This window comes from Rhodococcus sp. NCIMB 12038 (assembly GCF_002165735.1).
In the GTDB taxonomy this organism is placed as follows: Bacteria; Actinomycetota; Actinomycetes; order Mycobacteriales; family Mycobacteriaceae; genus Rhodococcus_F.
On sequence record NZ_NHML01000022.1, the window covers coordinates 59,054 to 81,247 of the forward strand.

20 protein-coding genes are annotated in these 22,194 nt (G+C 69.6%); 7 read left to right on the plus strand and 13 right to left on the minus strand.

Going from position 1 to position 22,194, the window contains the following annotated elements; genetic code table 11:
• Positions 1 to 94 precede the first annotated feature (94 nt).
• Positions 95 to 1,480, minus strand: a complete 1,386-nt coding sequence (locus tag CA951_RS29255) for a cystathionine beta-synthase (protein ID WP_005255744.1) — start codon at positions 1,478 to 1,480, stop codon at positions 95 to 97.
• Between the two features lie 135 nt (positions 1,481 to 1,615).
• Here CA951_RS29255 and CA951_RS29260 point away from each other — a divergent pair, with 135 nt between their 5' ends.
• Both CA951_RS29260 and CA951_RS29265 read left to right on the plus strand, forming a co-directional pair.
• Positions 1,616 to 2,638 carry an SGNH/GDSL hydrolase family protein gene (locus CA951_RS29260; protein WP_087560175.1) on the plus strand — a complete coding sequence of 341 codons (1,023 nt, stop codon included), beginning with the start codon at positions 1,616 to 1,618 and terminating at the stop codon, positions 2,636 to 2,638.
• A gap of 106 nt (positions 2,639 to 2,744) precedes the next feature.
• Positions 2,745 to 3,962: an acetyl-CoA C-acetyltransferase gene (locus CA951_RS29265; RefSeq protein ID WP_087560176.1), complete on the plus strand. Its 1,218-nt coding sequence runs from the start codon at positions 2,745 to 2,747 to the stop codon at positions 3,960 to 3,962.
• 117 nt (positions 3,963 to 4,079) lie between these two features.
• On the opposite strand, the gene CA951_RS29270 is transcribed toward CA951_RS29265, so the two are convergent.
• From CA951_RS29270 to CA951_RS29280, 3 genes are all read right to left on the minus strand, one after another.
• Positions 4,080 to 4,934 (minus strand): Bax inhibitor-1/YccA family protein, encoded by an 855-nt coding sequence (locus CA951_RS29270; RefSeq protein ID WP_179220343.1) that lies wholly within the window; start codon positions 4,932 to 4,934, stop codon positions 4,080 to 4,082.
• Between the two features lie 163 nt (positions 4,935 to 5,097).
• The gene (locus CA951_RS29275; protein ID WP_087560178.1) at positions 5,098 to 6,240 is read right to left on the minus strand and encodes a class I SAM-dependent methyltransferase; all 1,143 of its coding nucleotides are present in this window, start codon (positions 6,238 to 6,240) and stop codon (positions 5,098 to 5,100) included.
• Position 6,241: 1 nt separating this feature from the next.
• A complete protein-coding gene (locus tag CA951_RS29280; RefSeq protein ID WP_087560179.1) occupies positions 6,242 to 6,949 on the minus strand; it encodes a nitroreductase in 708 nt (235 codons plus the stop codon).
• A gap of 103 nt (positions 6,950 to 7,052) precedes the next feature.
• On the opposite strand from CA951_RS29280, the gene CA951_RS29285 reads away from it, so the two are divergent.
• From CA951_RS29285 to CA951_RS29295, 3 genes are read left to right on the plus strand one after another with little or no spacing between them, the layout of a single operon-like run.
• Positions 7,053 to 10,541, plus strand: coding sequence for a serine/threonine-protein kinase (locus tag CA951_RS29285; RefSeq protein ID WP_087560180.1), 3,489 nt, complete (start codon positions 7,053 to 7,055; stop codon positions 10,539 to 10,541).
• Between the two features lie 58 nt (positions 10,542 to 10,599).
• Positions 10,600 to 11,328, plus strand: coding sequence for a flavodoxin family protein (locus CA951_RS29290; protein WP_072940749.1), 729 nt, complete (start codon positions 10,600 to 10,602; stop codon positions 11,326 to 11,328).
• 24 nt (positions 11,329 to 11,352) lie between these two features.
• The gene (locus CA951_RS29295; RefSeq protein ID WP_087560181.1) at positions 11,353 to 12,222 is read left to right on the plus strand and encodes a class II glutamine amidotransferase; all 870 of its coding nucleotides are present in this window, start codon (positions 11,353 to 11,355) and stop codon (positions 12,220 to 12,222) included.
• A gap of 8 nt (positions 12,223 to 12,230) precedes the next feature.
• Here the strand turns inward: CA951_RS29295 and CA951_RS29300 are convergent, their stop codons facing one another.
• Both CA951_RS29300 and CA951_RS29305 read right to left on the minus strand, forming a co-directional pair.
• Positions 12,231 to 13,286: a ferredoxin--NADP reductase gene (locus CA951_RS29300; protein WP_087560182.1), complete on the minus strand. Its 1,056-nt coding sequence runs from the start codon at positions 13,284 to 13,286 to the stop codon at positions 12,231 to 12,233.
• 106 nt (positions 13,287 to 13,392) lie between these two features.
• Positions 13,393 to 14,154 carry an SDR family NAD(P)-dependent oxidoreductase gene (locus CA951_RS29305; protein WP_087560183.1) on the minus strand — a complete coding sequence of 254 codons (762 nt, stop codon included), beginning with the start codon at positions 14,152 to 14,154 and terminating at the stop codon, positions 13,393 to 13,395.
• 111 nt (positions 14,155 to 14,265) lie between these two features.
• Between CA951_RS29305 and CA951_RS29310 the strand changes: the two genes are divergently transcribed.
• Complete coding sequence (locus CA951_RS29310) at positions 14,266 to 15,039, plus strand: SDR family oxidoreductase (RefSeq protein ID WP_087560184.1); 774 nt, start codon at positions 14,266 to 14,268, stop codon at positions 15,037 to 15,039.
• A gap of 71 nt (positions 15,040 to 15,110) precedes the next feature.
• Here the strand turns inward: CA951_RS29310 and CA951_RS29315 are convergent, their stop codons facing one another.
• Genes CA951_RS29315 through CA951_RS29340 form a run of 6 tightly spaced genes read right to left on the minus strand, consistent with a single transcriptional unit; the run spans position 15,111 to position 20,742 of the window.
• Positions 15,111 to 15,923: a MaoC/PaaZ C-terminal domain-containing protein gene (locus CA951_RS29315; RefSeq protein ID WP_087560185.1), complete on the minus strand. Its 813-nt coding sequence runs from the start codon at positions 15,921 to 15,923 to the stop codon at positions 15,111 to 15,113.
• Between the two features lie 2 nt (positions 15,924 to 15,925).
• On the minus strand, positions 15,926 to 17,104 hold the full coding sequence (locus tag CA951_RS29320) for a lipid-transfer protein (RefSeq protein WP_087560186.1): 1,179 nt from the start codon (positions 17,102 to 17,104) through the stop codon (positions 15,926 to 15,928).
• Entirely contained in the window at positions 17,101 to 17,532 is a 432-nt protein-coding gene (locus tag CA951_RS29325) for a MaoC family dehydratase (RefSeq protein WP_087560187.1), read from the minus strand. The genes CA951_RS29320 and CA951_RS29325 overlap by 4 nt, the downstream gene beginning before the upstream one ends.
• Positions 17,529 to 18,641 carry an acyl-CoA dehydrogenase family protein gene (locus CA951_RS29330; protein ID WP_087560188.1) on the minus strand — a complete coding sequence of 371 codons (1,113 nt, stop codon included), beginning with the start codon at positions 18,639 to 18,641 and terminating at the stop codon, positions 17,529 to 17,531. The genes CA951_RS29325 and CA951_RS29330 overlap by 4 nt, the downstream gene beginning before the upstream one ends.
• Positions 18,641 to 19,579 (minus strand): bifunctional MaoC family dehydratase N-terminal/OB-fold nucleic acid binding domain-containing protein, encoded by a 939-nt coding sequence (locus tag CA951_RS29335; protein WP_087560189.1) that lies wholly within the window; start codon positions 19,577 to 19,579, stop codon positions 18,641 to 18,643. The genes CA951_RS29330 and CA951_RS29335 overlap by 1 nt, the downstream gene beginning before the upstream one ends.
• Positions 19,576 to 20,742, minus strand: a complete 1,167-nt coding sequence (locus tag CA951_RS29340) for an acyl-CoA dehydrogenase family protein (RefSeq protein ID WP_087560190.1) — start codon at positions 20,740 to 20,742, stop codon at positions 19,576 to 19,578. Before CA951_RS29340 ends, CA951_RS29335 begins: the two co-directional genes overlap by 4 nt.
• A gap of 139 nt (positions 20,743 to 20,881) precedes the next feature.
• Between CA951_RS29340 and CA951_RS29345 the strand changes: the two genes are divergently transcribed.
• Positions 20,882 to 21,322, plus strand: a complete 441-nt coding sequence (locus CA951_RS29345) for a nuclear transport factor 2 family protein (RefSeq protein ID WP_087560191.1) — start codon at positions 20,882 to 20,884, stop codon at positions 21,320 to 21,322.
• On the opposite strand, the gene CA951_RS29350 is transcribed toward CA951_RS29345, so the two are convergent.
• Positions 21,306 to 22,193, minus strand: a complete 888-nt coding sequence (locus CA951_RS29350) for an LLM class F420-dependent oxidoreductase (protein WP_087560192.1) — start codon at positions 22,191 to 22,193, stop codon at positions 21,306 to 21,308. The two genes, CA951_RS29345 and CA951_RS29350, sit on opposite strands and share 17 nt — an antisense overlap.
• Between the last annotated feature and the right edge of the window lies 1 nt (position 22,194).

Genomic DNA, 22,194 nt, shown 5'->3' on the forward strand with positions numbered 1-22,194 from the left:
CCCTCACGGACAGCGGACCGGCGCCCCGCTGTGCACCGTACGTTCCGTGCGCAGCGGGGACCAGTCTTCTCGCGTCCTGCCCTCGACGTGTCGTCTAGGAGCCGGCGCTGAGGAAACCGAGAAGGTCGTGACGGGTGATGACGCCCGCGGGCTTTCCGTCGTCGACGACCATCAGCGCGTCGGTGTCGCCGAGCGCCTTGGTGGCGGCCGACACGGGCTCGCCCGAACCGATGAGCGGGAACGGCTTGCTCATGTGCTTCTCGACCGGGTCGGCGAGGTGTGCACGGCCCTCGAACACGGCGCTGAGCAGGTCGCGCTCGGTGACGCTGCCCGCGACCTCACCGGCCATGACGGGCGGCTCGGCACCGACGACGGGCATCTGGGACACCCCGTACTCGCGGAGGATCTCGATGGCGTCGCGCAGCGTCTCGGACGGGTGGGTGTGGACGAGGTCCGGGAGTTCGCCGGACTTGCCGCGCAGCACGTCGCCGACGGTCTTCTCGTCGGGCTTGCCGTCCAGCGGGGTGCGGAGGAATCCGTAGGACGCCATCCACTTGTCGTTGAAGATCTTCGACAGGTATCCGCGGCCGCCGTCGGGCAGCAGGACGACGATGACGGCGTCGGGGCCCTCACGCTTGGCGACCTCGAGCGCAGCGACGACGGCCATGCCGCAGGAACCGCCGACCAGCAGGCCCTCCTCGCGGGCCAGACGACGGGTCATCTCGAAGGAGTCGGCGTCGGACACGGCGATGATCTCGTCGGGGATGGACGGGTCGTAGGCGCTGGGCCAGAAGTCCTCGCCGACACCCTCGACCAGGTACGGACGGCCGGTGCCACCCGAGTAGACGGAGCCCTCGGGGTCGGCGCCGATGACCTTGACCTTGCCGCCGGACACCTCCTTGAGGTAGCGGCCGGTGCCGGTGATGGTGCCGCCGGTGCCGACGCCCGCGACGAAGTGGGTGATCTTGCCGTCGGTGTCGGCCCAGATCTCGGGGCCGGTGGTCTCGTAGTGGCTCTGCGGGCCGCCCGGGTTGGAGTACTGGTTGGGCTTCCAGCCGCCGGGCAGTTCGCGGGCGAGCCTGTCGGAGACGCTGTAGTAGCTGTCCGGGTGCTCGGGCGCGACCGCGGTGGGGCACACCACGACCTCGGCGCCGTAGGCCTTGAGGACGTTGCGCTTGTCTTCGCTGACCTTGTCGGGGCAGACGAACACGCACTTGTATCCGCGCTTCTGGGCGACCAGCGCGAGGCCGATGCCGGTGTTGCCGGATGTGGGCTCGACGATGGTCCCGCCCGGTTTCAGCTCGCCCGACGCCTCCGCGGCGTCGATCATCTTGACCGCGATGCGGTCCTTCGAGCTTCCACCCGGGTTGAGGTATTCGATCTTGGCTGCAACGGTCCCGTGGTTCTCACCGATGACGGAAGAGAGCTTGACGAGAGGGGTGTTGCCGATCAGGTCGACGACGTGTTCCGCGATGCGCATGCCTCCATGCTCCCAGATGCCCTGATCCGATGCTCACGGACGTCCGGCACGGGGGCCCCGATCCGACTAGATTGGTGCGGACGCAGTCCGCTGGAACCCGTGAGATGAGCACCAGGTAGCGGAAAGGTGAGACCAGTGCCCAAGAGGACCTGGCAGTCCGGAGTGAAGGCCGGCGCCGCGGCTGTCGTGGCAGGTTCGAGCGCAGGCACGCTGTCGTGGGCGGCGTACTCGTATCTGATGTCGCAGGCGACGGCGGCCCGCGGGGTGATCGGCCACAACGTCGCCAAGCCGCCGGAGGCCGACGGCGTCTACTCCCCCGGCGCGGCGGTGCCCGAACGCTGGCTGCGGACCACCCCGTACGACATCCACCTGATGATCTTCGGCGACTCCACGGCCGCCGGGGTGGGCTGCCTGTCGGCGGAGGAGGTGCCCGGCGTGCAGATCGCACGGCGCCTCGCCGACGAGACGGGCAAGCGGATCCGGCTGAGCACCAAGGCCATCGGCGGCGCCACGTCCCGCGGGCTCAGCGGGCAGGTGGATGCGATGTTCGTCGCCGGACCGCCGCCGGACGCCGCGGTGATCCTGGTCGGCGCCAACGACGTGACGAGCAAGAACTCCATCCGGGCGTCGGCGCGCAGGCTCGGCGAAGCCGTCGAACGGCTCCGCGCCCACGACTGCGCCGTCGTCGTCGGAACGTGCCCCGACCTGGGGGTGGTGACGGCGATTCCGCAACCCCTGCGGACCGTCGTCCGGACCTGGGGACTGCGGCTGGCCCGGGCGCAGGCGGCCGCGACCAGCGCGGCGGGCGGCCACCCGGTGGCACTCGCCGACCTGCTGGCCCCCGAGTTCCTGGCGGCGCCCGACCGGATGTTCTCCTCCGACCACTTCCATCCGTCGGCGGCGGGCTACGAATTGGCGGCCATCCAGATCGTGCCCGTACTCGCGACGGCCCTGGGCCTGTGGCACGGCGGGCCCCTGCCCGATCTGCCGGAGGTGTCGGAGGCCGCGGAATCACGCAAGCTGTCGACCCGGATAACGGCCTCGCTCAACCGTTTTCTGTGGCGACGCGACGTCCGGCGACGCGCACCCGCCCGCCTCGACGAACTCCTCGCGATCGAGGAGGCGTCCGCGCCCGGGACGCGACGGGTCGCTGAGTGAGATGGCGGCGACACCGGCGGCGCCCGGCAACGTAGGTTGTCGGGAAGGCCACAAACGGGTGGTCTGAAACACAGTGCAGACACCCGCCGTTGACAAAGGAGTTTTCATGCCCGAGGCAGTCATCGTCTCCGCAGTACGCTCACCGATCGGCCGAGCCATGAAGGGCTCGCTCAAGACCATCCGCCCGGATGATCTGACGACGCAGATGGTGGCCGCGGCGCTGGCGAAGGTCCCCGAACTCGACCCCACCGAGATCGACGACCTGCTCCTCGGCTGCGGCCAGCCCGCCGGACAGTCGGGCTTCAACATCGCCCGCGTCGTCGCGGTGGAACTGGGTTACGACTTCCTGCCCGGCGTCACCGTCAACCGCTACTGTTCGTCGTCGCTGCAGACCACCCGGATGGCACTGCACGCGATCAAGGCCGGCGAGGGCGACGTGTTCATCTCCGCCGGTGTCGAGTCGGTGTCCAGCTTCGTCACCGGCAACGCCGACGGCCTGCCGAACACCAAGAACGCGAGGTTCGCCGACGCCGAGGCGCGCACCGCGAAGCTCGCCGAGGGCGGTGTCGCCTGGACCGACCCGCGCGAGAACGACCAGATCCCCGACGTCTACATCGCCATGGGCCAGACCGCCGAGAACGTCGCTTCGGCCACCGGCATCACCCGCGAGGAGCAGGACCGCTGGGGCGTCCGCTCGCAGAACCGCGCGGAGGAAGCGATCAAGAACGGCTTCTTCGAGCGGGAGATCACCCCGGTCACCCTTCCCGACGGCACCGTCGTCAACACCGACGACGGCCCCCGCGCCGGCACCACCTACGAGGGCATCAGCCAGCTCGAGCCGGTGTTCCGGCCCGACGGCACCGTCACCGCAGGCAACGCGTGCCCCCTCAACGACGGCGCCGCGGCGCTCGTGATCATGTCCGACACGAAGGCGAAGGCCCTCGGACTGACCCCGCTCGCCCGGATCGTGTCCACCGGCGTGTCCGGCCTGTCGCCCGAGATCATGGGCCTCGGCCCGATCGAGGCCGTCAAGAAGGCGCTCGCCATCGCGGGCAAGTCCATCTCCGACATCGACCTGTTCGAGATCAACGAGGCGTTCGCCGTGCAGGTTCTCGGGTCCGCCCGCGAACTGAACATCGACGAGGACAAGCTGAACATCTCCGGCGGCGCCATCGCCCTCGGTCACCCGTTCGGCATGACCGGCGCCCGCATCACCAACACCCTGCTCAACAACCTCCGCGAGCAGGACAAGACGTTCGGCGTCGAGACGATGTGCGTCGGCGGCGGTCAGGGCATGGCGATGGTCCTCGAGCGCCTGAGCTAGGCCCTCCGGGCTCGTGCGCCTTTCTGGTAGCGGGAACAACCAGAAAGGCGCACGGGCGCGAAGCGCGAAAAGGCCCCGAGAGCTTCAGCTCGCGGGGCCCTTTTCGCGCGTTCGCGCCTAGTCGCTGTTGAAGTAGCTCAGCAGTCGCAGGATCTCGACGTACAGCCAAACCAGGGTGACGGTGAGTCCGAAGGCGACGCCCCATGCTGCCTTCTCCGGCGCCTGGGCGCGGATCAGCTGGTCGGCGGCGTCGAAGTCCAGCAGGAAGCTGAACGCCGCGATGCCGATGCAGACGAGGCTGAAGATGATCGCCACGGGACCGCCGTCGCGGAGGCCGAGGCCGCCTTCGGTGAAGAAGCTGGCGATCAGGTTGCCGAGGGCGAGGACGACGACACCGATGAGGGCGCCGATGATCATCCGCGTCAGGCGGGGTGTGACCCGGATGGCGCCGGTCTTGTAGACGACGAGCATGCCGAAGAACACGCCGAACGTGCCGAGCACGGCCTGCCCGATGAGCGCCGCACCGCCGACTCCGCCGAAGGTGACGTCGGTGAACATGAACGACAGCGCGCCGAGGAACAGGCCCTCCGCCACGGCGTAGGCGAGGACGATGCCCGGGTTGTCCATCTTGCGGCCGAACGTGGCCACGAGGACCAGCACGAGGCCGACGAGGCCGCCGCCGATGACGAGCGGGGTCGCCAGGTTCGCGTTGTTGCTCACCAGGAAGTAGGAGATGATCGCCGACACCGTGAGCACGCCCAGCGTGACGCCCGTCTTGGTGACGACGTCGTCGATGGTCATCGAACGGTGGTCGGGACCTGTCCGGTAGGGCTCGGCCTGCGGGTACTGCGGCTGACCGAACTGCTGCGTGACCTGCGCGGCGCCGGCCGTCGTAGATCCGAACGAGGCGTATCCGCCGCTGCCCTCTTGTTTGGGCAGGTTGCGGAACACCGGGTTACTGGTGGTGCGCACCGTGCACATCCCTTCTCGTGGCTCGCCGGGTGGATCCGGGTGTCTTGTACGTTGAACGTCCCGCACCCACCGCAAGTTCCCGTTCGTCGCTTTCGGGTCGGACAATTCGGACTCTACCGGTGCCGCGGGGACACTCGCCAGACGAGGCCGGTCGGCGTGGCGGTCAGGCCACCGACCGGGTGACCGTGAATTTGGGATTCCGCCCGACCACGTCGGTTCTCCCGACGAGCCGCTGCAACCGGCCCCGGTATCCGAGGTGGGAGTTGTACACGGTCCACAACTCGCCGCCGGGCCGGAGCACGCGCCCGGCTTCGGCGAACATCTTCGACGCCCCACCGGTGTGGACGGCCGCGCCGACGTGGAACGGCGGGTTGCACAGGACGACGTCCTGGCTGTCGGTCGCGAGGCTGGACATGGCGTCGTCGCGCAGGGTCGACACCCGCCCGTCGAGCCCGTTGGCGCGGGCGGTGGCGGCGGCCGACGCCACCGCCGCCGACGACTGGTCCGTCGCGATCACCGACACCTCCGGGAGGAGCCGGGCCAGGCTGACGGCGAGGATGCCGGTCCCGCAGCCGAGGTCCACCGCCGCGCGTGCTCGCGGGTTCACCCGGGGCAGGAAGTCGAGGAGGTATCGCGTCCCGATGTCCAGTTTGGGGCCGGCGAACGCGGCTCCGTAGGAGACGACGTCCAGCCCGATCTCGGCGAGGTGATCGGTGACGGGATACGTCTGCTGCGCCGACTCCCGCGGTCCGCGCGCGATCAGCACCCGCGACTTCTGCCTGCCGAGGGTAGCGCGGACGTCGGAGAACGACCGCCCGAGCACGTCGTTCATGGCGGTGGAGATGTGCTTGTTGCGTCCGCCCGCATAGACGACGACGGACGGGTCGGCGTGGCGGGCGATCGTCTCGGCGACCTCGGTGAGTTCGCCGAGGCTCCGCGGCAGTTGCATCAGCACGACCGTCGTCCCCGCGAGCAGTTCCTCGCCGAGCGCGCACGACCGGTAGCGGTCGGCGAGCCCGACCGTCTCGGCGTTGGCGGCCAGCGCCAGTTCGCCGGTCAGCGGGTCCTGGTGCACGCGGATTCCGGTAACACCGTGCGCCGCCGCGGCGCCGAGGGTCAGCGCACCGTAGTGATCGCCGATCACGGTGAGCGCCCCGGAAGGCGCGGCGGACAGCGCGGCCGCGGCCTCGTCGAGGATCAACCGGTCGGCGGCGTCGACTGCCGTCAGGTTGGGAGCCTCGATGTCGGGGCGGCGACGCAGCCGGGAGAACAGGTCGTCGCGGTCGAACACTTCGGAGTCGAGCACGCTACCGGGACACCCACTGCGCGACGTGGGCGACGGGTTCCCGGTGGGTGCGGAATCCGTTGACGGGGTTCTCGGTGTCGGGGTAGCCGAACGAGATCGCGCAGACCACCCTGCGGTCCTCCCCGAGCGCGAAGAAGTCGTGGATGAACCGCGAACTTCCCGCGACGGCGGCCTGCGGAATGGTCGCCACCCCGAGGCTCTGCGCGGCGAGCAGGAACGTCTCGACGTACAGGCCGCAGTCCACGGCGCCGTAGGTGCCGAGCGCTTCGTGGGTGGTGACGATCGCGACGTGCGGCGCCCCGAACAGGTCGAAGTTCTTCATCGTCTGCTCGGCGGACGCTGCCCGGTCGCCGGGGGCGATCCCGACGCTCGTGTACAGCTGCATGGCGCACTCGCGGCGGCGCAGTTTGTGCTCGCCCACGTATTCGCGGGGCCACTCGAAGTCGGACTCCTGCGGGTGGGTGCGGACGTACTCCGCCAGCCCGGCACGGAACCGCTCGGTGCCCTCCCCCTCGGTGATCGCGACCTGCCACGGCTGCGTGTTGCACCACGACGGCGTCTGCTGGGCGAGCTCGAGGATCCTCTCGATCACGTCGTGCGGCACCTGCTCGGGCAGGTATGCCCGGCAACTGATTCGCGCGTCGAGCAGCTGGGCCAGGGTGCGCTCGGCCGGGGTCGTGCGCGCTGTCGCAATGCCGGTATCCGTCACCGTCGAATTCTCCTCGGGTCTACTCGTTCTCGAACACCGCTCTCCGTGTCGCACGTCCGCGATATGCTGGCGTCAGTGCACCGAGAAGGTGATTTCATTGAGTGTGCCACGACACCCGGAAAGCAGTTCCGGGCCGACCGACTCGGATCCGCAGGCTACCAAGCGGATCGTCGTGACCGACATCGTCGCGGAGCTGTCTTCGGAAGGATTCGACGACGCCCGCGAGATCGGCCGGGGAGGGTTCGGGGTCGTGTACCGCTGCCTGCAGACGGCCCTCGACCGCACGGTCGCGATCAAGGTGCTGTCCTCCGATCTGGACGGGGAAGATCGGGAACGTTTCCTGCGCGAGCAGCGTGCGATGGGAAAATTGTCGGGGCATCCGCACGTCGTCGACATCCTGCAGTCCGGCGTGACGCGCAGTGGCAGGCCATACATCGTGATGCCGTATCACTCGCGCAACTCGCTGGACGCCTGGATTCGCCGTGAAGGGCCGCTGCCGTGGAGTGAAACGCTGCGCGTCGGCGTGAAGTTGGCGGGCGCCCTGGAGACGGCGCACCGGCTCGGCACCCTGCACCGCGACGTGAAGCCCGCGAACATCCTGCTCACCGGATACGGCGAACCGCAACTCACCGATTTCGGCATCGCGCGCGTCTCGGGGGGGTTCGAGACCACGTCGAGCATGATCACCGGTTCGCCGGCGTTCACGGCCCCGGAGGTCCTGCGCGGCGACGCGCCGTCCGCGTCCTCCGACGTGTACAGCCTGGGCGCCGCCCTGTTCTGCCTGCTCACCGGTCACGCCGCTTTCGAGCGGCGCAGTGGGGAGCGGCTTGTCGCGCAGTTCCTCCGCATCGCCACGCAACCCGTTCCGGATCTGCGCGGCGAGGACATTCCCGACGACGTGTGCTCGGCCATCGAGCGGGCCATGTCCGAGGAACCGACCGACCGACCGGAATCTGCAGCGGAATTCGGCCAGGAACTCCGCGACATCGAACGCAGGCACGGACTCGACGTCGACGAGATGGCGCTCCCCGCCGCGGCGGACGAGTTCCCTCGCACCGAGCACAGTTCGACGCCGACCACGCAGTCCGGGCGCAGTCGCAGCTACCGGCGGCGGTCGGGTGCCACCCCGCCGAGCGCCGCCGCCCGCTTCCGGCCGCCGACCCCGATGCGTTCCCTGGTGGAGCGCACCCGCCTCCTGGATCTGCTCCGGCTGGGCCAGCGGCGGCGGTTGACGCTCATCCACGCACCCGCCGGGTTCGGGAAGAGCACGGTCGCGGCCCAGTGGCGCGACGTCCTCATCGAGGACGGCGCCGCCGTCGCCTGGTTGACGGTGGACAACGACGACAACAACGTCGTCTGGTTCCTGTCCCACCTCGTCGAGGCGATCCGCCGGGCCGAGCCGACGCTGGCGGACGAACTGGGGCAGGCGCTCGACGAGAACGGCGCCGATGCGGAACGGTACGTGCTGACGTCGCTGGTGAATCAGGTCCACGACAGCAGGCGCCACGTGGTGGTGATGATCGACGACTGGCACCGTGTCACGTCTTCGGACACGATCGCGGCGATGGACTTCATCCTGGAGAACGGCTGCCATCACCTGCAGATGGTGGTGAGCAGCCGTAGCCAGGCGGGACTTCCACTCGCCAAGATGCGGGTGCGTGACGAGCTCGTCGAAATCGACTCCGTGGCTTTGCGTTTCGACCTCACGGAGTCGCAGCGATTCCTGGTCGACCTCGGCGGACTGCACCTCGACGACTCCGACGTGGAGGCGCTGGAGGAGACCACGGACGGGTGGGTGGCGGCGCTGCAACTGGCGTCCCTGTCGCTGCGCGATCGCGACGATCCCGGCGACCTCATCCGGCACATGTCGGGCCGCCACCACGCGATCGGCGAGTACCTGGCGGAGAACGTGCTCAGCACTCTCGAGCCTGCGCTGCTCGACTTCATGCTGGCCACGTCCATCACCGAGCGGGTGTGCGGCGAACTCGCGTGCGTGCTGGCGAACGTGCCCCGCGGTCAGGCCCTGCTCGAGCAGGTCGAATCGCGCGACCTGTTCCTGCGCAGCCTCGACGAGGACCGGGAGTGGTTCGAGTACCACCACCTGTTCGCCGAATACCTCCGCCGACGGCTCGAGCGCGATCATCCGTCGCGCGTCGCGGATCTGCACCGTGCGGCCGCGCACTGGTTCGCCGATCACCACTACGTCAGCGACGCAGTGGATCACGCGCTGGCGGCGGGCGATCGCGACGTGGCCGTCGCGGTGGTCGAGGAGCAGGGCATGTACCTGGTGGAGCATTCGCGGATGGTCGCGCTGCTCGGCCTGGTCGACAAGCTGCCGCAGTCGCTGGTCGAGTCCAGTCCGCGTATCCAGATCGCGGTCGCGTGGGCGAACATCCTGCTGCAGCGGGTGGCGCCGGCGCTGCAGGCACTGTCGCTCGTCGCGTCGGGCCTCGAGTCCTCGGCACTGAGCGAATCCGAGCAGGCGGACATCCGGGTGGAGGCCGACATCGTCCGGGCCGTGATCGCGGTGTCGTCCGATCGCGTCGCCGGGGTGCCCGACCTGATCGCGGAATGTCTGGCCCGTCCGGAAACCCTACGCGCGTGGGTGGTCTCGGCGGGGTCCAATCTCGCCTCCGCGGTCGCGATCGCCCAGTTCGATTTCGTGGAGGCGCGCCGCCTGCAGGAGTGGGCCACCGGATATCACCAGCGGACCGTCGGTCCGTTCAGCAAGATGTACGGCTACTGCTTCGCCGGTATCGCCGCGTTGGAGCAACTCGATATCACCGCAGCCGAGGACAACTTCCGGCTGGCCGTGCAGACCGCGACGAAAGGGGTGGGCCCGCACTCGCACGCCGCACGTCTCGCGGGGGCGCTGCTGGGCGAGTTGATGTACGAGTTGGGTCATCTCGACGAAGCCGAACGACTTCTCGACGAGAGCTACGAACTGGGGCCCGAGGCCGGCATCGTCGATTTCATGATCGCCCGGTTCGTCACGGGCGCCCGGCTGAAGGCGGCGCGCGGGGACGTCGCGTCCGCTGCCCGGCACCTCGACGAGGGTGCGTCCGCGGCGGCGGCGCTGGGACTCCCCCGGCTGCGCGCCCGGGTCGAGAACGAACGGGTCCGGCTCGGACTGCCCGCCTCGCCGCAGCCGCCGCCCACTGCCGGGAAACCCACCCGGGAACCCGATTTCGGTTTCGCCGAGATCATCGCGCAGCTCGACGACGCCACCGAGATCCGGAAGCAGTTGGCGGTCGAGCCGGACGTCGCGTGTCGCCGCGCGGAGGAGTGGGTGCGCCGGGTCGAACAGGAGCGCAGGCCGAGGGCGGCCATGCAGGCCAATCGCCTGCTCGTCGCGTGCCTGGTCGCGGCGGGCCGGGTCGACGAAGCGAAGTCGGTGCTGGCGTCCATCGCCGCGACGTGTGTGCGAATCGGCTTCGTGCGCTATCTGATCGACGGCGGGCCGCGCATGGTGCCCGTGCTGACTGCACTCCTCGAGGACAGGCTGGCGGGCCGGTGGCAGTCCGACTGGCCGGAGGTTCCGGCGGAGTTCCTGGCCGCGGCACTGGAGACGGCGACGCCGATCGAGAGCTAGCGGCGACCTCTCGCCGCTTCCGCCACGAAGAGGAACCGCCGCGGCATATCGTGGACTGATGACCGATCCATCGCCGCAGGACGGGCCACGGTTCAGTGGTCTGCGCGCTTTGTTCGTCAACTGCACCCTCAAGCGGTCTCCCGATGTGAGCAACACCCAGGGGTTGATCGACCGCAGTGTCGGCCTGATGGAGAAGGAAGGCGTCTCGGTCGACCAGTTCCGGGCGGTGGACCACGACATCGCGACCGGCGTCTACCCGGACATGACCGAGCACGGGTGGCCGAGCGACGAATGGCCACAACTGTTCCGGCGTGTGCTGGACGCCGACATCCTGGTGCTGGCGGGCCCGATCTGGCTCGGCGACAACGGTTCCGTCACGAAGCAGGTGATCGAGCGGCTGTACGGGTGCTCGTCGCTGCTCAACGACCACGGCCAGTACGCGTACTACGGGCGGGCAGGCGGGTGCCTGATCACCGGCAACGAGGACGGGGTCAAGCATTGCGCGATGAACATCCTCTACAGCCTCCAGCATCTCGGATACGTGATCCCGCCGCAGGCCGACGCCGGATGGATCGGTGAAGCGGGTCCCGGACCGTCGTATCTCGACGAGGGGTCGGGCGGCCCGGAGAACGATTTCACCAACCGCAACACCACGTTCATGACGTACAACCTGATGCACGTCGCCGCGATGCTGAAGAAGGCAGGCGGGTTCCCCGTGTACGGAAATCAACGTTCGGAGTGGGACGCCGGGTGCCGTCCCGATTTCGCCAACCCGGACTACCGCTGATCCGTCCCACCCGAGAGGGAAGTCATGTGCCGATTGTTCGGGTTGTCCGCCGCCCCGCACCGCGTTCGCGCGTCGTTCTGGCTGCTGGACGCCCCGGACAGTCTGGCGCAGCAGAGTCACCGCGAACCGGACGGCACCGGCCTCGGCACGTTCGCGGAAGACGGGACGCCGCTGGTGGAGAAGCAACCGCTCGCCGCGTACGAGGACGCGGAATTCGCGCAGGAGGCGAAGCACCGGTACTCGGCCACGTTCGTCGCCCACATCCGCTTCGCGACCACCGGTGAACTACTTCCGCAGAACACCCATCCGTTCGCCCAGAACGGTCGCGTGTTCGCCCACAACGGCGTGGTCGAGGACCTGCCGAAGCTCGAGGCGGAACTGGGCTCCGATCTCGCTCTCGTTCACGGCGACACCGACTCGGAACGGGTCTTCGCGCTCGTGACGCAGCACATCGGCAGGAGCGGCGGCGACGTCACGGCCGGCATCACCGCCGCCGCCCGGTGGCTGGCCGACAACGTGCCGATCTACGCGCTCAACATCCTGCTGACCACTCCCGGCGAACTGTGGGCGCTGCGCTACCCGGACACCCACGACCTACTCTTCCTCGAGCGGCGCGCGGGCGGTCCGAGCGGTGGCCGCCACCTCCAGCACGCGAGCACCCCCGGCCGGATCCGGGCCAGGTCCGAACACCTCTCCGAGCGTCCGGCGGTGGTCGTGGCGAGTGAGCAGATGGACGAGGACCCCGGGTGGACGCCATTGCAGTCGGGCGAACTGCTGCACGTCGGCCGCGACCTCGCCGTCACCCGGGAGGTGATCGTCGATCACCCGCCGCGGTACCCGATCCGCCTCGAGGACCTGAATGCCCGGGCCGCGGCGGCGCAGACGGAGAAGTAGCCACCCGGTCAGAACTCGATCCGCAGGTGCTCGCTGACGGGGCGGGCCTGGCACGCGAGGATGTAGCCGCTCGCGATGTCCTCGGGGTCGAGGATCGACGCGTTGTCCATGTCCACCTCGCCCTCGACGACCGTGCATGCGCAGGAACCGCATTCACCTTCGCGGCACGAGTACGGGACGTCGAGTCCCGTGGAGAGCATGACGTCGACGAGTGTCGCCTGGCGCGGCCAGCTCAGGTTGTGCGCTTCGCCGTCGAGTTGTACCTCGACCGTCGACGCCGTTCCCGGTTCCGTGTCCTCCAGTGCGTCGACGACGATCTCGGCGAACGGATCACCCGTCAGTGAGGTGAACACCTCGGCGTGCACCCTCTCCCGGGGGACGCCGGCGAGTGCGAGCGACTCGTGGATCGCCTCCATGAAGGGGCGCGGTCCGCACATATAGGCCCGGTGGTCCCGGAACCGGTCCGACAGGTTCGCCAGTTGCCGCGGCGTCGGCAGGCCCTGCACGCTCTCGAGCCAGTGCACGACGGTCAGCCGGTGTTCGTGGCGGGCGGCGAGGTCCCGCAACTCGTCGGCGAAGATCACCGACTTCTCGTCCCGGTTCGCGTACACGAGAACGACTTTCCCGGTCCCCTCACTCAGCGCCGATTTGAGGATCGACATCACCGGGGTGATTCCGCTGCCCGCGGCGAACAGGATCAGGTCTTCGTCCAGACTCGCCGGAGTGAACACTCCGGCGGGTGGCAGCACCTCGATGCGGTCGCCGACGCCGACGTTGTCGCACAACCAGTGCGAACCGTATCCGCCCGCGGTGCGCTTGATCGTCACCTTCGGCAGGTCGTCGGTGAACGGCGAACTGGCCAGCGAATAGCACCGGGCGACCGATCCCGTGCGATCGCTCGGGATACGCAGTGTCAGGAACTGCCCGGGCTTGTAGGCGAATTCGTGCCTGCGCTCGTCGGGGACGTCGAACACCAGCGAACGGGCGTCGGACGTCTCCTCCACGACGGCGGCCACGGTGACCACTACTGATCGCGAACTGCGTGGTGTTTCAACGGTCGTCATCGCGACGGTGCCCTCTCGCTACGGTAACTCGATCCTGTCGAAACTACTGCAGGTCGGCGGCGGCGGCCGCGGGTCTTCCCGCTGGGCGGGACCCGGATCGTCGCAGTCACCCCCACCGCGACTGCCCGCCGTCCAGCGGGATCGTCGCCCCGGTGAGGTAGCCGGCGTCGTCGCTCACGAGGAACACGACGGCGCGCCCGATGTCGGATTCGGCGTCACCGACCCGTCCGAGGGGGATACCCGCCACGAACTCCGCCGCCTCGTCCGGATTCCGGTCCATCCACCGTTCGAGCGCCGGACTCTTCGCGTGCGGGGCGACGGACAGCACCCGGATCCCGTCCCGGCCCCACTCGCAGGCCGCCGACCTGGTCAGCGAACGCATGCCCTCCTTGATCGAGCCGTACGCCCCGTAGTTGCTCGCGTCCCAGCGGACGGCCGCCGACGTGACGAGGTTGACGATCACGCCGCCGCCGCGCGCGACCATATGCGGGTGGCACGACTGCATCATCCGCAGCGTCGCGAGCGGTCCCGTCGCGAACGACCGCTCGTACTCCTCGTCGATCACCGACAGGATCGGTCCCGGTGAGCAGTCGTTGGCGTTGTTGACCAGGATGTCGACGCCGCCGAACGCGTCCACGGTCCGCTCGACGGCGGACGCGATGTCCTCGCGCCTGCTGACGTCGCACACCACCGGTGTGCTGCGGGCGCCGATCGCGGACAGTCGCTCGCACGTGTCGTGCAGTTTCGACTCCGTGCGTCCGGCGACCGCGATGGCTGCCCCTTCCCGCGCGAGGGCGAGGGCGATGCCCTGCCCGATGCCCTGCCCCGCACCCGTGATCAGCGCGACCTTGCCGTCGAGTGTGTTCATGTCCGCTCCCGTTCCCCTACTATCGAACCAAGCAATTGCTTGGTCTTGCGTATTCACTGATCACCGCCGAGCGCCGGATCTCCCCGCGCTCCTCACTCCGAAGGTCTCCCCGTGACACATCCCCATCCTCTCGATTTCCGTGGCCGCGCCGTCGTCGTGACCGGCGGCACCAAGGGCATCGGTTTCGTCGTCGCCGAAGCGTTTCTCGCCGCGGGTGCGAACGTGCTCGTGTGCGGCCGGTCCGCGCCGGACACCCTGCCCGCACACGGTGATCGCACCGCCGCGTTCCGCGCGACCGACGTTCGCGACCACGCCGACGCCGCCGGACTGATCGACGACGCCGTCGCCCGATTCGGCCGCCTCGACGTCCTCGTCAACAACGCGGGTGGGTCGCCCGACGCCGACGCCGCCACCGTGTCGCCGCGCTTCGTCGAGAAGATCGTCGCGCTGAATCTGCTGGCTCCCTTCACCGTCGCCCAGGCCGCGAACGCGGTGATGCAGCAGCAGTCCGACGGCGGCGCGATCGTCAACATCGGCAGCGTCTCGGCCCACGATCCGCAACCCGGCACCGCCGCGTACAGCGCCGCGAAGGCCGGCCTGCTCGTGCTGACGAAAGCGCTTGCGCTCGAATGGGCTCCGAAGGTCCGCATCAACCACATCACGACGGGACTCATCCGCACCGAGAGCGCGGCGTCCGTCTACGGGGAGGACGGCGGCGCCGCCGTCACCCGCACCCTTCCGATGGGGCGGATGGCGGTGCCGTCCGACATCGCGGACGCCTGCCTGTTCCTGGCGAGCGCGCAGGCGTCGTACGTCAACGGCGCCGATCTCGCCGTTCACGGCGGCGGCGAATACCCCGCGCGGTACCTCGCGACCCACTCCTGACGTCCGCGCCGAATGTCACCCCGGTTGTCCTGCACCGGTGTGACATTCGGCGGTGAAATCCCGACGTGCGGTCAGCCGAACTCGGCGCGGGCGCCTGCGATCACCGGCGCGTCGTCTCGGACCAGTTCGAACGACGCGTCACGCGCGTCGCCCCACGCCCGCAACGACGGCGTGTCGCCCGGGTAGACCGGCGCGGCGAACCGTCCCTCGAGCCGCGCGAGGTCGGCGGGGTGCACGTCCAGCGCCCGCGCGAGTTCCAGCGCGCTCGCGGCGAGGGTGCACAGGCCGTGCATGATCGGCCGGGGCTGCCCGATCCGCTCGGCCGCCGCCGGATCGATGTGGATGTGGTGCCGGTCGCCGGTCAGCCGGTACAGTGCCGCCTGGTTCTCCGCGGTGTGCAGCACGCGCTGCACGGCCGGTTCACCCTCGGGCCGAGACGGTTTCGCGGGACCGCGATCGCCGCCGAACCCGCCGGCGCCCGGCGCGAACAGCGACCACGTGGCGACGAAGTACTCGGATTCGACGCGCACGTCGAACACCGCCGCCGAACCCTTGTCCCACACCTCGCCGACGGACGCCGACAACGCGATCTCGCCGCGGCGCGGAAGCGGCGCGAGCACCGTCAGTTCCTGCGATCCGTGCAGCGCCGTCTTCGTGTCGAAGGCGCCCCGCGATCCGAGTGCGTCCGGCGCCCACTGGGCGAGGGTGAGCGCGAACGTGGGCAGCACCCGCAGACGCTCCTCGAAGACGAGGTCCAGTTCGGTGGCCGTCGCACCCACCGACAGTGCGTACAGGATGGCGTCGCGCTCGTCGTAACTCACGGTGCGGGTGCCGAGGTCCGCGCCTCGCCACGCTCCTGCCGTCGTGCGCTCGGTTGTCGTCATGATCAGTCCTCTCTGCCCAGGATCAGGCCACTGGTGGGCACGGCGGTGCCCGCGGTCACCAGCACGTTGCCGATGCCGTCCGGTTGTGTCGTCGACGTTCCGCGGATCAGGCGGACCGCCTCCGCGATGCCGTTGACGCCGTGCAGGTAGGCCTCGCCGATCTGCCCGCCGTGCGTGTTGGACGGGAGGCGGCCGCCGATTTCGAGGTTGCCGTCCCGGATGAAGTCCTTCGCGTCGCCGGGGTCGCAGAACCCGAGTTCCTCGAGTTGCGGCAGGACGAGCGGGGTGAAGTGGTCGTAGAGGATCGCCGCCGAGATGTCGTCCGATGCGAGACCGCTCTGCCCGTAGAGTTGCCTGCCGACGAGGCCCATTTCGGGTATTCCGGTGATGTCGGGCCGGTAGTAGCTTGCCATCATGTGCTGGTCCTTGCCGGACCCCTGCGCGGCGGCCTTGATCATCGCCGGGGTGGTGCGCAGATCGTTGGCGCGTTCGGCGGAGACCACGACGAGGGCCTGGCCGCCGTCGGTTTCCTGGCAGCAGTCCAGCAGGTGCAGCGGTTCGGCGATCCACCGCGACTGCTGATGGTCGTCGAGTGTGATGGGCCGCCCGTGGAACCACGCGGCGGGGTTGACGGCGGCGTGCTTGCGGGCGACGACCGCGACCCGGCCGAAGTCCTCGCTGGTGGCGCCGTACCGGTGCATGTACCGGCGGGCGAACATCGCCACCCACTGGGCGGGCGTCGACAGTCCCTGCGGGGTCAGCCAGGCGTAGGCGGCCCGGTCCGCGGTGCTGTCCATCGGGCGATCGTGCTGCCCCAGTCCGTAACGCACACCGGACCGTTCGTTGAACGCGCGGTAGCAGACGACGACGTCCGCGATACCCGTCGCCACGGCCATGGCCGCCTGCTGGACGGTGGCGCACGCAGCCCCGCCGCCGTAGCCGATGCGGGAGAAGAACTTCAGCTCGCCGATGCCCGTGTTGCGGGCGACGAGTACCTCACCGTTGGTTTCGGCGGTATACGTGGACAGTCCGTCCACCTCGGACGGGTCGATGCCCGCATCGGCGAGCGCAGCGACGATCGCCTCGCACGCCAATTGCAGTTCGCTGCGTCCCGAGTGCTTGGAGAATTCGGTGGCACCGATGCCGACGATGGCGGCGGCGCCCGACAGGGGGCTGGTCACAGGTCTCCTCGTGCAGGCAGGGCGACGACGACGGTGCCGGTGGCGTGGTCGCCGAGGCTGTTGGCGCCGCGGATCTTCACGGTCACGAGACCGTCGTCCTTCGCGACCACCTCACCGGTCAGGGTCATCTCGTCGCCGGGGTAGTTGGGGGCGCCGAGCCGCACCGCGATGCGGCGCAGCGACGCGTGCGGGCCGGCCCAGTCGGTGACGAACCGCCCCACCAGCCCGTTGGTGGTGAGGATGTTCATGAACACATCCTTCGATCCCCGCTCCACCGCGAGGGCCGGGTCGTGGTGGACGTCCTGGAAATCACGGGTGGCGAGGGCGGTGGCGACGATCAGGGTGCGGGTCAGCGGAATCACCAGTTCCGGCAGCCGGTCGCCGATCTGCACGGTCTCGTAGGTCGGGGCGCCGACGGTCGCGGTCATGCGACCACCTCGACGCCGGCCGCCAGTAGCGCGCCCAGACGTGCCAGGTCGGAGGAGGCGCCGCCGAGTGTGGCGGCGAGCTGTTTGCCCCACAGCAGGTGCCGGTGCACGGGGTAGTCGGTGTCGACGCCGATCCCGCCGTGCACGTGCTGGGTGCGGTGGACGACCCGCTGACCGCCGTCGGTGGCCCACCATTTCGCCACCGGCACGGCGGTTCCCGGATCCTCCCCGCTCCCGAGGAGCCAGACCGCCTGCCAGAGCGTCACCCGCATGGCCTCGAGGTCGATGTAGCAGTCCGCGAGCTGATGGGTGACGGCCTGGAACGTCGCGAGCGGGCGGCCGAACTGGGTGCGTCCGTTGAGGTAGGTGACGGCCTGACGGACCGCGCCCTCGCCCACGCCCAGTTGCAGGGCGGCGACCGCGAGTTCCGCCCGGTCGAGCAGCCACCGCACCGCGGCGCCGTCCGCAGGACCGAGCGGCTCCGCCGGCGCCCCGTCGAACGTGACGTTGGCGCAGATCTCGTGGGTGGTCGACTCCGCCTGCTGCGCAGTCACTCCCGCGGATTCCGGGTGCACCAGGAACAGTGCCGGGCCGCTGTCCGTGGCCGCGGAGACGACGAGGTGTTCGGCGACATGCGCCACCGGCACCGCGGCCTTGACACCGTGCACGTGCCACCGGCCGTCCACCTCGCGTGCCGTCGTCGACGGTTCACTAGCGGCATGCGCTCCGAACTCCTCGAGGGCGACGGTGAGGATCCCGCTGCCGTCCGCCGCCGCCGGCACCAGGGCGTCGCGTTGGGCGGGCGTCCCGAACTCGACGATCGCGAGCGCGCCGAGCACCTGCGGCCACAGGGGAACCGGGGCCACGTTCCGGCCCTGCTCCTCGAGCAGCACGTACAGTTCCGCGAGCCCCGCGCCGCCGCCCCCGAGGTTCTCGGGCAGGGCGATGCCGAGCAGACCAGTGGTGGCGAGTTCGCGCCACAGTTCCCGGTCGATCCGGTCGGCGGTCGACTCGACCTCCTTGATCCGTTCGGGTCGCGACTTGGCGGCGAACACGTCCGCGGCCAGTCCGCGGACCGCCTCCTGCTCCTCGCCGAATGTGAAGTCCATCAGTTCTCCTCCCGTGTAGCGGGCCGGAACGCGGGGAGTGTGAGTTCCGGGTCGGCGTCGATCCAGTCCAGTGCCACCGGCATTCCGATGTGCACGTCCGCCGGTTCGACGCCCGTCATGTTGGCGATCAGCCGGGTGCCCTCCTCGAGTTCGATCACCGCGACGACGAGGGGGTAGTCGAAGGCGTCGATTTTCGGGTGGTGGTTGACGACGAACGTGTAGACGGTGCCCCGACCCGACGCGTCGACGGTGTCCCAGTCGGTGGAGCGGCACTCCCCGCACATCGGTCCGGTCGGGTGCCGCAGCACCCCGCAGGCTGCGCACCGCTGGATGACCAGACGGTGCTCGCGGGCAGCCGCGAACCAGAAGGCGTTGTCCTCGTTGAGGGCGGGCCGCGGGCGCAGGGCGCGCGGGGCCGGGCCTTCGGCGGGCCGGAAGCGGAGTGTCCGCCACCGCTGGGTGCCGACGATCTCGCCGTCGCCGTTGCGGTACGTCTTGAGCGTGGTGACGAAATGCCCGGCGCCGAGGCCGGTCTGCTTCTCCGCGGAGACGGACTCGACCACCTCGGTCGTGCTCACCCGGTCGCCGGGGCGCAGTTCGGCGAAGAATTCCTGGTCGGAGTCCGTGGCGACGACGGACGTGAAACCGGCCTCGTCGAGGGTGGCGATCAACTCCGTCCAGACGGGTGACGGGTCGGCGCCGGACATCTTGTCGGCGTAGGTGCGCATCGTCCACACCTGCAGCATCTGGGCGGGCGCGACGGCACCGGAGCGGCCGGTGGCGCGTGCGGCATCGTCATCGAGGTAGACGGGGTTCGTGTCCCCCATCGTCTCGGCCCAGTGCCGGATCATGGGGGTATTCACCGGGTCGGGACCCCAGGCGGCCGGGACGATCGTCCGTCCCTCGAAGGCGCGCAGCCGGGTGAGGAGTTCGCTCATTTCACCCTCTTCTCGCGCACCAGGCCGAGGCCGAGGGTGCCGACCATGTCGCGGAGCACCTCGTTGACGCCGCCGCCGAACGTGTTCACCACGCTCTGTCGCGAGATCTGCTCGATCTGGCCCGCGAGGACCGCTCCCGGTGAGCCGGGGCGCAGCCGTCCGGCGGCACCGAGGATCCCGAGCAGCGTGCGGTAGACGTCGACGTGGGTTTCGGTGCCGTACGTCTTGGTGGCGCCGGCGTCGGCGCCCGACAAACTGTCCCGCGCGACCGCCGCGGTCATCTTCCAGTTCAGCAGTCGCATCGCTTCGAGCTTGGCGTGGGTGCGGGCGAAGTCCATCTGCACCCAGGGAAGGTCGAGCGCACCGTTCTCCCGCGCCCAGTCCAGGACCTGGTGCCACAGCCCCAGCGTGCGGCCGCCGAGCGCCGCGAGCCCGATCCGTTCGTGGTTGAGTTGCGCGGTGATCAGCTGCCACCCGCCGTGGACGTCGCCCACGACGTCCTGATCGCCGACCCGGATCCCGCTGTAGTACGTCGACGTGACCGTCAGCCCTCCCACGGTGTGGATGGGCGACCAGCTGAAGCCGGGGTCGTCGGTGGGGACGATGAGGATCGAGATGCCCTTGTGTTTCGGGGCGTCCGCATCGGTGCGGCACGCCAGCCACACGTAGTCGGCGGTGTTGGCGCCGCTGGTGAAGATCTTGTTGCCGTCCACGATCCACGAGTCCCCGTCGCGCACGGCCCGGGTCTGCAGCGAGGCGAGGTCGGTTCCGGCTTCCGGTTCGGTGTAGCCGATGGCGAACACGATGTCACCGGCGAGAATGCCGGGCAGGAACCGCGCCTTCTGCTCCTCGGTGCCGTACTTCATCAGCGTGGGCCCGACGGTGTTGACGGTGACGAACGGGAACGGCAACCCGGCCCGCTGCACCTCGTCGAAGAACACGAACTGGTCTTCGATCGACCGCCCCTGCCCGCCGTACTCCACCGGCCAGCCGACACCGAGCCAGCCGTCCTTGCCCAGCAGGCGCACGATGTCGCGGAAGTGTTCGCCGCCGACACCCTCCTCACCTGCGACGCGCCGCTTCTCCTCCGGCAGCAGCGCCGCGAAGTAGGCGCGCAATTCCCGCCGGAGTTCCCGCTGCGCGGGCGATTCCCTCAGATCCATCGGCGATCTCCTCATGCCTGTGCGTGGCTGTCGCCACGTGTGTTCTGGACGCTAACCAGCACTCCCCCACCCCGGTGCCGGTGTCTCGGTCACCGGGAGGCGGCTGTCGCCGATGCCAGGCGTCCGCTGGAATGGTGCAATGGCCACCGAATTCGCTCTCACCGAACTCACCGCCCACTACGCGCGGGCCGTCGACCGGCGCGAGGCGGCGACGCTCGCGGCGCTGTTCGATCCGGACGCGACGTTCGTCCTCCCGCCCGCGTTGACGGGCACCGGCGCGGCGACGGAACTGCGCGGCAGTGACGTGCTCGCGTCCGCCGTCGTGGACGCCGTCACACATCTCCATTCCACCCGGCACGTCGTCCACCAGCAGGTGCTCGACGTGGACGGGTCGACGGCGTCGGGTGAGACGTACTGCACGGCGCATCACGTCTACTCCGGCCGAAACGGCTACCGTGACAACCGGATCGCGTTGCGCTACCACGACCGCTACGTGCTCGGCGACTCCGGGTGGCGGTTCGCCCGGCGCGAACTGATCGTCGACTTCAGCGAGGACGTGCCGGTCACCGTGCCGGACTGAGTCCCAGCCGGGACGAGCACGCGGCCATCTCGTCGACGACCTGGTCCAGCGACTGCGCGTGCCGGGACGCCGACAGGACGAGCCGGTTCGCGCCCAGGTCCCGGGACCGGTCGAGTTTCGCCTCGTCCAGCCGGGGCAGCGTGGCGCCCAGCACGAGTTCGACGTCGGCGGGGTCGCGGCCCGCGTCTGCCGCGGCGGCCCGCATCCGGGCGATCGCCCGATTCAGGTCGTCGCCGGCGAGGCCGAGGGGCTGGAACCCGTCGCCGAGCCTCCCGGCGCGGCGTGCGGCGGCCGGGCTGTGACCGCCGATGAACAGCGGCACGCCCGAATCCCGCTGTGGTTTGGGCCAACTCTGCGCGCCGCGGAAGGAGAAGTACTCGCCCTTGAAATCGACCGCGGTGGTGCCTGACCACAGCGCCCGCATCACAACGATCGCCTCGTCGGCCACCGCGCCGCGCCGGTCGAAGTCGCCGCCGCACGCCTCGATCTCCTCCCGCATCCAGCCGAGACCGAGGCAGACGCGCAGGCGTCCCCCCGAAAGCCGGTCGAGGGTGGCGAGGCGTTTCGCCAGCACCACCGGGTGATGGTTGGGCAGTACCAGCACTCCCGTCGCGAGCCCAAGGGTCGTCGTGGCGCCGGCGACGAACGACAGCAGTTCCAGCGGGTCCGGCAGGCTGCAGTCGTCGGGCAGGTGCGACTTCCCGGTCGGCGAATACGGGTATTCGCTCTCCGTGTCCGCGATGACGACCGAGTGCTCGACGGCGGAGATCTCGTCGAATCCGAGTGATTCCGCGGCCCTGGCGAATTCGAGTATCCACTCGGGCTCACCGGCCCGTCCCAGCTCGACGGGAATCACCACACCCAGTTTCATG